This is a genomic window from Dietzia sp. SLG310A2-38A2, from assembly GCF_014145095.1.
Taxonomy (GTDB): Bacteria; Actinomycetota; Actinomycetes; order Mycobacteriales; family Mycobacteriaceae; genus Dietzia.
The window spans coordinates 1-7,736 of sequence record NZ_JAALDX010000544.1; the positions used below are offsets into that span (position 1 = coordinate 1).

Annotated in this window: 8 protein-coding genes; 7 read left to right on the forward strand and 1 reads right to left on the reverse strand. The window is 67.3% G+C overall.

Annotated features, from left to right (window positions below):
* Positions 1–64 precede the first annotated feature (64 nt).
* Positions 65–721: a zinc ABC transporter ATP-binding protein AztA gene (gene aztA, locus G6027_RS17600; protein ID WP_182638271.1), complete on the reverse strand. Its 657-nt coding sequence runs from the start codon at positions 719–721 to the stop codon at positions 65–67.
* A 53-nt stretch (positions 722–774) separates the two neighbouring features.
* Here aztA and aztB point away from each other — a divergent pair, with 53 nt between their 5' ends.
* The 7 genes from aztB to G6027_RS18490 all read left to right on the forward strand — a co-directional run.
* Positions 775–1,668: a zinc ABC transporter permease AztB gene (gene aztB, locus G6027_RS17605; RefSeq protein ID WP_182638272.1), complete on the forward strand. Its 894-nt coding sequence runs from the start codon at positions 775–777 to the stop codon at positions 1,666–1,668.
* Between the two features lie 23 nt (positions 1,669–1,691).
* On the forward strand, positions 1,692–2,969 hold the full coding sequence (locus G6027_RS17610) for an ABC transporter (protein ID WP_182638273.1): 1,278 nt from the start codon (positions 1,692–1,694) through the stop codon (positions 2,967–2,969).
* On the forward strand, positions 2,966–3,886 hold the full coding sequence (aztC, locus tag G6027_RS17615; protein ID WP_182638274.1) for a zinc ABC transporter substrate-binding protein AztC: 921 nt from the start codon (positions 2,966–2,968) through the stop codon (positions 3,884–3,886). The genes G6027_RS17610 and aztC overlap by 4 nt, the downstream gene beginning before the upstream one ends.
* A 27-nt stretch (positions 3,887–3,913) precedes the next feature.
* Positions 3,914–5,140 (forward strand): zinc metallochaperone AztD, encoded by a 1,227-nt coding sequence (gene aztD / locus G6027_RS17620; RefSeq protein WP_182638275.1) that lies wholly within the window; start codon positions 3,914–3,916, stop codon positions 5,138–5,140.
* Between the two features lie 339 nt (positions 5,141–5,479).
* Positions 5,480–6,253, forward strand: a complete 774-nt coding sequence (locus G6027_RS17625) for a recombinase family protein (RefSeq protein WP_182638276.1) — start codon at positions 5,480–5,482, stop codon at positions 6,251–6,253.
* A 392-nt stretch (positions 6,254–6,645) separates the two neighbouring features.
* Positions 6,646–7,164, forward strand: coding sequence for a hypothetical protein (locus G6027_RS17630; protein WP_182638277.1), 519 nt, complete (start codon positions 6,646–6,648; stop codon positions 7,162–7,164).
* A gap of 323 nt (positions 7,165–7,487) precedes the next feature.
* Positions 7,488–7,736 (forward strand): hypothetical protein (locus tag G6027_RS18490; RefSeq protein ID WP_206682513.1); only part of this gene is annotated, 249 nt, incomplete at its 3' end.

Below are 7,736 nucleotides of genomic sequence, written 5' to 3' on the forward strand. Positions count from 1 at the left end.
CGGGCGCCCGCTGCGATTCGGGCGGCGGACGCGCGCGCCCGCTCCCACCGAGGGTTCGACATGCTCAGAGGGTAGCCGCCCGTGCTCCCGTGGTGCGGTGTGTGGTCGCGTGCCCGGCCTCCAGCCGGACCACGCGATCGGCGGAGGCGACAAAGCGCTCGTCGTGGGACGCGCACCCGACGGCGACGCCCCGGGCGGCCTGCTCGACCAGTAGGTCGTGGATGTGCTCCCGACTGGCGGAATCCAACCCGGCATCCGGTTCGTCCATCAATACGATGTCGGCGCGGCTCGCGAGCGCCTGCGCGAGAAGGGCACGCTGTCGCTGGCCACCGGATAACTCCGTCAGGGAGCGGGACTCGAGACCGTCCAGGCCGACCGCCTCGATCATCTCGGACACGACGCCGCGGGCCTCCCGCCTGCCGATCCGCCGCCCCCACGTCCCCATCGAGACTGTGTCGCGGACCGTGAGAGGGAGGGTCTCCGGCGCGGCGGGCCGCTGGACGACGAGCGCGACGGAGCCGAGCCGGTGCACCTCGCCCCTCAGGGGCGCCCGGACGCCGGCGAGCAGTTCCACGAGCGTGGATTTGCCTGAACCGTTGGGCCCGGCGAAGGCGGTGAGGGTGCCGTATGTCAGCTCCACGGAGACGTCGTGGAGTACCTCTCGACCCGCGTAGCCGAAACACAGCCCGTGGGCGCTGATGGCCGGACCTGGTGGGGACATGCTCTGTGACTCCTTGTTGATAATGAATCCCGTTATGGATACTGTACGTCCTCGTGTCCCTGCTCCTCGATCCGTTCAGCACCGCGTTCGTCGCGCGTGCTCTCGTCGGCGGCGTCCTGGTGGCCGTGATCTGCGGGGTGGTCGGCACCTGGGTCGTCATCCGGGGCATGGCGTTCTTCGGCGAGGCGATCGGGCACGGGATGCTCCCGGGAGTCGCCCTGGCCACAGTTCTCGGCTTTCCGGCACTGGTGGGCGGGGCGGTCAGCGCGGTGGCGATGAGCGCGGCGATCGGGGCACTGCAGAAGCGCGGCAAGCTCTCCTACGACACCACGATCGGGCTGCTGTTCGTCACGATGCTCTCTGTCGGGGTGATCATCGTGTCCCACTCCGGCAGCTTCGCCACGGACGCCACGGCCATCCTCTTCGGTGACATCCTGGCGATCCGCGGTCCCGAACTCGTCACCCTGGCCGCCGCGCTGGCGGTCACATTGGCCGTGGCCGCCCACTTCCACCGGGCCTTCGTCGCCGCGGCCTTCGACCCCCGCGTCGCCCAGACCCTGGGGCTGCGGCCGAGGGTCGCACAGGTTGCGCTGGTCGGACTCGTGACCCTCGCGGTAGTCGCGTCGTACCAGGCCGTCGGGACCCTGCTGGTGGTGGCTCTGCTGCTCGCCCCCGTGGTCGCCGCGAACCGATGGACCAGGCGCATCCCGTCGACCATGGCACTCGCCGCGGTGTTCGGGAGCGCCGCCGTGGTGATCGGTCTGCTCGCCTCGTGGCACGCCGGGACGGCCGCCGGCTCCTCCATCGCGTTCTCGGCGATCGCCCTGGCCGGGGTCTCGGCGTCGGTGCACGCGGCCCGCCAGACGCTTCGGACCACCCGGCTCTCGCGCCACCGCCCCCTGGTCAGTCCGGCCGCCCCGGCCACAGCGGACGCACCCGCACCGTGAGACACCCCTCGAGAAAGCAGAGCATGAACACCCTCAGATCGATCGCCCCCCTCGGCGTCGTCGTCGCCCTGATACTCACCGGATGCGCGGGTGGCCCGGACGACCCGGACGCCGCCACGGCCGGGACCGCCCCGATTGTGGAGGAGTCCTCACCGCAGGGGACCGGCAGCGGGCACGGTGAGATCGAGGGCGCCGAAGAGGTGGCCGAGCCGCAGCTACACCTGGTGAGCATCGACCGCACCGGTGCGGTCGGGATGCTCAACCTGCTGGACGGGACCACGACCGAACCGGGAAGCATCGACCCGCCCACGGCGGTCACCTCGGACGGTCGGTACCTGTTCGCCGACACCGACGCCGGCGTGGAGATCGTCGACAGCGGCGTGTGGACGTGGGACCACGTCGATCACTTCCACTACTACCGGACCTCCCCGAGCATCCTGGGGTCCGTGCCCGGCGACGGACCGGCGATCGTGACGACCTCCGGGAACGCGACCACCGGCGGCACCGGGGTCTTCTTCCCCGAGTCGGGCGACGCGGTACTGCTCAGCAACGAGGCCCTGTCCGAGGGCCGGGTCGAGGAGGTCTTTCGCTTCGAGACCGAGCCACACGAGGGTCTGTCCGCCCCCCTCGGCGGTGGCGCGCTGGTCACCACCGTCGACGAGTCGGGAACCGTGTCCGGGGTCGAGTTCTACGGGGCCGACGGTTCGCCGGTCGACGGTGCCACGGCGCCTTGCGCAGACGCTCAGGGCGCCGTGACCACCCGCATCGGTGTGGTCGTGGGGTGCGCGGACGGGGCGATACTGGCCACCTACGAGGAGGGCGAACCACAGTTCGAGCACATCGCCTTCCCCGAGGGGACCCAGGCGCCGCGCGCGGCCGACTTCCGGGGCCGCAAGGGCCGCCCGGCCGTGGCCGCGCTCGCCGGGGACCAGGGCTTCTGGCTGCTCGACACCCGGGCGCGCGAGTGGCAGTTCGTGCCGACGGATCAGCCCTTGGTGCAGGTCTCGGCGGCGAGCGACGACGACTCCCACGTGGTGGCTGTGGACCGGCAGGGCCGCATCCGCGTCTTCGACGGCGAGGCCGGGACCGAGATCGCTGCCACCGATCCACTGCTGGCCGAGGCGGTCGCGACGCCGGAGACCTCCGCCGGGATCGAGCTCACCGTCGACAGGGAGCGGGCGTACGTCAACGACCCCGTCGCGGGGGTCGTCCACGAGATCGACTACCGCGGGGACGCGCGCGTTGCCCGGAGCCTGGAGACACCCACCTCGCCTGACTTCGTCGCGGAGACCGGACGATGAGGCGGCGCTCGATGCTGTCCGCCGTGCTGGTCACCGCGGGACTGGCCTTGTCCGGGTGCGCGATCGTGGACGGCGCCACGGCCGACCATCCGACCATCGTCGTGACGACCAACATCCTCGGTGACGTGGTGGAGAACGTGGTGGGGGAGGCGGCCGACGTCACGACGCTGATGAAGCGCAACGCCGACCCGCACTCGTTCGAGATCTCCGCCCAGGAGGCGAGCCTGATGGATCGCGCCGACCTGGTGGTGTCCAACGGATTGGGGCTCGAGGAGGGGCTCCAGCAGCACCTCGACCGGGTGGCCGACACCGGCGTGCCGATGCTCGTCGCGGGGGAGCAGGTCGAGGTCATCGACTACTCGGAAGGGGATGCCGGCGGCACCGCCGACCCGCACTTCTGGACCGACCCGGCCCGCATGGTCGACGTGGTCGACGCGCTGGAGGCCGAGCTGGTGGAGGTCGACGGCATCGACCGGGCTGCCGTCGAGGCGGGCGCCGACCGGTACCGGGAGGAGCTCGACGAGCTCGACGACGAGATGACCGCGGCCTTCGACACCATCCCGGCGGACAACCGCGCCCTCGTGACCAACCACCACGTCTTCGGCTACCTCGCCGAGCGTTTCGACTTCCGCGTCCTCGGCGCGGCCATCCCCGGCGGGACCACCCTCGCCTCCCCCAGCGCCTCCGACCTCGACGGGCTCGCCTCGGCGATCACCGAGGCCGGCGTCCCCGCGATCTTCGCCGAGTCCTCCCAGCCGGATCGGCTGGTGCAGGTACTCGCGAGCGAGGCCGGTATCGACACCCGGGTGATCGAGTTGTTCACCGAGTCGCTCACCGAACCGGGCGAAGGCGCCCCCAGCTACCTGGAGATGATGCGCGCGAACACCGAGCGCATCGTCGACGGGCTCTCCACCTGACCACCTACGAAAAAAGAAGGACGATTGATGAGAACACGACATACCCGCGGGGCCGGAGCGGTCGCGATGATCGCGACGGCAGCGCTGCTCGCGACCGCCTGCGGCACCGGTGGCGGCGACGCTGACGGAGACGACGCCGAGGCACAGAACACCGCCGCCACCACCACCTCGGCAGCCTCGGAGGCGGATTCCTCGGAGAACCGCCTGGCCGTGGCGTACGAGAACGGCATCGCGGTCCTCGACGGCGAGACCCTGGAGGTCATCGAGGAGTTCGAGACCGAGGAATTCACCCGCCTGAACGCGTTCGGCGACGGGCAGACCGTGCTGGTGACCACGTCCGACGGGTTCCAGGTGCTCGACACCTCGGTTCCCGAGCTCACCGACCTGGTGATCGAGGCCGAGACCCCGGCGCACGTCGTCCGCCACGCCGACAAGACCGTGCTGTACGACGACGGGACCAGTGACACCTTCGTCTTTGACACCGCGGCACTCGCCGACGCCGAGGGCGAGCTCCCCGAGTTCGAGACCATCCCCGGCGACCAGGCCCACCACGGTGTCTCGATCGTGCTGACCGACGGCACCTTCCTCACCACCATCGGTGACGACGAGGGCCGCACGGGCGCGTTCGCCGTCGACGCCGACGGCGAGGAGATCGCCCGCAACGAGGAGTGCCCCGGCATCCACGGCGAAGGCACCGCTGCCGGCGAGACTGTGATCTTCGGCTGCGAGGACGGCGCCCTGGTCTACCAGGACGGGGAGTTCGAGAAGATCACGGCTCCCGACGAGTACGGCCGAATGGGCAACGCGTACGTGAGCGAGGACAGCCCGCTCGTCGTTGGTGACTACAAGGACGACCCGGACGCCGAGAGCGTCCTGCTCACCAAGATCGCGCTGATCGACACCGAGGCGGGCACCCACGAGGTCGTGGACCTGCCGGAGGGCGTCGGGTACACCTGGCGCGACGTCGTGCGCGGCCCGAACGACATGGCCTACCTGCTCGGCACCGACGGTGCCATCCACGTGATCGACCCGGCCACCGGCGAGATCACCGAGACCTACGACGTGATCGACCCCTGGGAGGGGCCGGCGGAGTGGCAGGACGCGCACCCGTCCATCGTCGTGAACGGGGACATCGCCTACGTGAGCGAGCCGGCGAAGAACACCGTCCACGCCGTCGACCTCGCGACCGGTGAGGTCGTCGCGTCGGGACAGACCCCGGGTGCGCCGAACGAGATGGCGGTCGCGTTGGGCTAGAGCCTGCTTCTACGACCGACGCCGATCATCGCTGCGGATGGCGATGGTCGGCGTCGGTGTTTGTGCAGGTGGTGAGGGGCCGATGGCGGGTGCACTGGTATCCGAGGGGCTGAAATGCGGCGCGACGCCGTGACCGCACGGATAGCTCCAACGCTATCGACGTGACGGTTGACGGCGATGACGCCCCGGACACTGTATGGGTCACTGGGTACACCCATGCGGGACAGTCGGCGATCCATCATCGGCGCTGTGTCGCAGGGTGTGTTTCGCCACTTGTGAAACATCGTCCCGTCGGGTCTAGAGTGTATCGATACACAAACCGGGCGAAAGGGTCTTCTGGTGGCTGATCGGATCGGGACGTTGCTCAACCGTTCGGGTGACGGTGGCGAGGAGGTGCTCATCGTCACCCGCGGGAAGGTGCGGACTCGGTTCCGTCGCCGCGACGAGTTGGACTGGAACTTCCGGGTGGAGTCAACGGACTCGGAGAACATCGTCGAGGGGAAGCCAAAGCCGGATCCGACGCCGCCTCGGCGATCTTCGCGCTCGCGCGGGCAGCGGGTGGCGTATGTGCGGGTGTCGGCCGCGGATCAGAACGAGGCGCGTCAGCTCGAAGCGGTGGGGGAGTGCGACCGGGTCTATGTGGAAAAGCAGTCCGCACGCTCTCGTGCTGATCGCGAGAAGCTCGCAGAGTGCATCGGGTATCTGCGAGACGGTGACGAGCTGGTTGTTGCGTCGATGGACCGGCTCGCTCGTTCCCTGGTCGATCTCAAGCAGATCGTTGGAGAGATCACCGCGAAGGGTGCGAGCGTGGAGTTCGTTCACGAGCGGGCTACCTACGCCGCCGGCGCCCAGGACCCTCGAGCCGATCTGATGCTCTCACTGCTCGGGGCGTTCGCAGAATTCGAGCGAGCCATCATCCGTGAACGCCAGGCTGAGGGCATTGCCATCGCCAAGGCGAAAGGCAAGTACAAGGGACGTAAACGCGTCCTGACCGACGAGCAGATCGCTCGCGCCCGCGACCGTATCGAAGCGGGGGAGGGGCCGTCGGCAGTCGCCCGCGATCTCGGAGTGGGTCGGTCCACGCTGTACCGCGCTCTGCAGCGACAGGGGTAGGTATGGGCGGTAGCGAACCCTTCCACAACGGCTAATGAACGGGAACAGCCGGTTTGAGGGCCGCCGCCGAGCGCCACTGCGCTGGCCCGACTCCTTGGTCCATCGATCGCGCACCGAGCCTGGTGTGCCGCAACCTCATTGGCCCTTGCGGATTCGGAAGGGCCAGATCGACCTTGCCAGGCGCCGCCCGGCAAGGCCCCCCGTGATCTAAAATAGCTCTAAATAAGAGCCACCATTTTCCGCTGGTTGCCTCTATGTCATTTATCCCTCGTGACTTCAAGGAGACCTCGGTGAATCAGAATCGTCCGACTGGCCCATGGAGGGCGCCAGGGAAGTCGCCGCAGGGTAGCCCAACTTCCAGACCTGTCCCGCCAAAGAACTCTCGCCGGTGGATGATCGCAATCGGCTCTCTGATGGCCGTAGGCATCGTCGTGGCAGTCTCGACCGGCGTTGATGAAGGCGGTAGCGCGAGTTCTCCGGCCGCCTCGACGACGGCTCGAGCTGCGTCATCGACAACGGAGCCTCCTCCGGAACCGTCCCCTGAGCAGGTCCCGGAACGCAATATTGAAGGCGAGTTGACTGAAGTCATTCGTGAAGATGTTCCAACAGCCACTGTCGTCTACACAAAAGACGACAATACAGTCCACGTCATCGTTGTCACAATGGGCGGGATCAGGGCACAAACAAAACCAATACTAAAGGCAGTCAAAGACGCGAACATAGACGCGATGTTGCGCATTGATGCGTTAGCCGACCTGAAAGACAGATACGGAAACTCATCTCCAGACACGGTGCTCAGGGTGATGTATAAGCCCGAAACGGTGGCGCGCATCGACCCCGACGGAATCGACCTTCGTCATATATGGGCTGTGGCCGACGAATCGTACGTGCATCCAGCACTGGAATGGTGAACGATGTGCGGACTAAAATAGCGGAGCACTTTCCGTACGACCTCGAGGCGGTGGGTGTAGCTACCGTGACGCGTCTAGCTGAGATGTCCCGGCTCTGTTGTTGCATTTAGTCGTGTCCTGCACTCCAAACTCGTGCGACACGTTTACGAGACGCGCAGACTCGCCCGCGACGCCGCCCAGATCGCCTCGAGACGTGTCTCGGTAGAGGATCGTCAAACGAGACACTCCAAGGGTGCACTCTTTGGGGGAGGCGGGGGTCGCCTGGATAGGGGAGGGCCTCGAAGTCCTATATCGTCCTTCGTCTTCGGCCCTCACTGCCGGCGATGCTCGCACGATGCATTGGGTGTCCAGCCCTCCTCGCTGATGGTAGCGTCACTAGCTGTGAAGACGACGTGGTAGGTAGCAAGTTCGGAGACCTAGGGGCCCTGAGTAACGAGGCGACGGTCGAACAGTTTTTCGTTGTGCGCCTGATGAAGGATCTTGGCTACAAAGACGTCCAGATCAAGCCCAAGGCCACGATTGACGAGCTCAAGATCTCAAAGGGTGAGAATGACAACCCCATTTGGCCCCGC

Coding starts and splice junctions, on each gene's coding strand:
- aztA (WP_182638271.1), bottom strand. CDS start 721: ATGTCCCCACCAGGTCCGGCCATCAGCGCCCACGGGCTGTGTTTCGGC.
- G6027_RS17610 (WP_182638273.1), top strand. CDS start 1,692: ATGAACACCCTCAGATCGATCGCCCCCCTCGGCGTCGTCGTCGCCCTG.
- aztC (WP_182638274.1), top strand. CDS start 2,966: ATGAGGCGGCGCTCGATGCTGTCCGCCGTGCTGGTCACCGCGGGACTG.
- aztD (WP_182638275.1), top strand. CDS start 3,914: ATGAGAACACGACATACCCGCGGGGCCGGAGCGGTCGCGATGATCGCG.
- G6027_RS17630 (WP_182638277.1), top strand. CDS start 6,646: ATGATCGCAATCGGCTCTCTGATGGCCGTAGGCATCGTCGTGGCAGTC.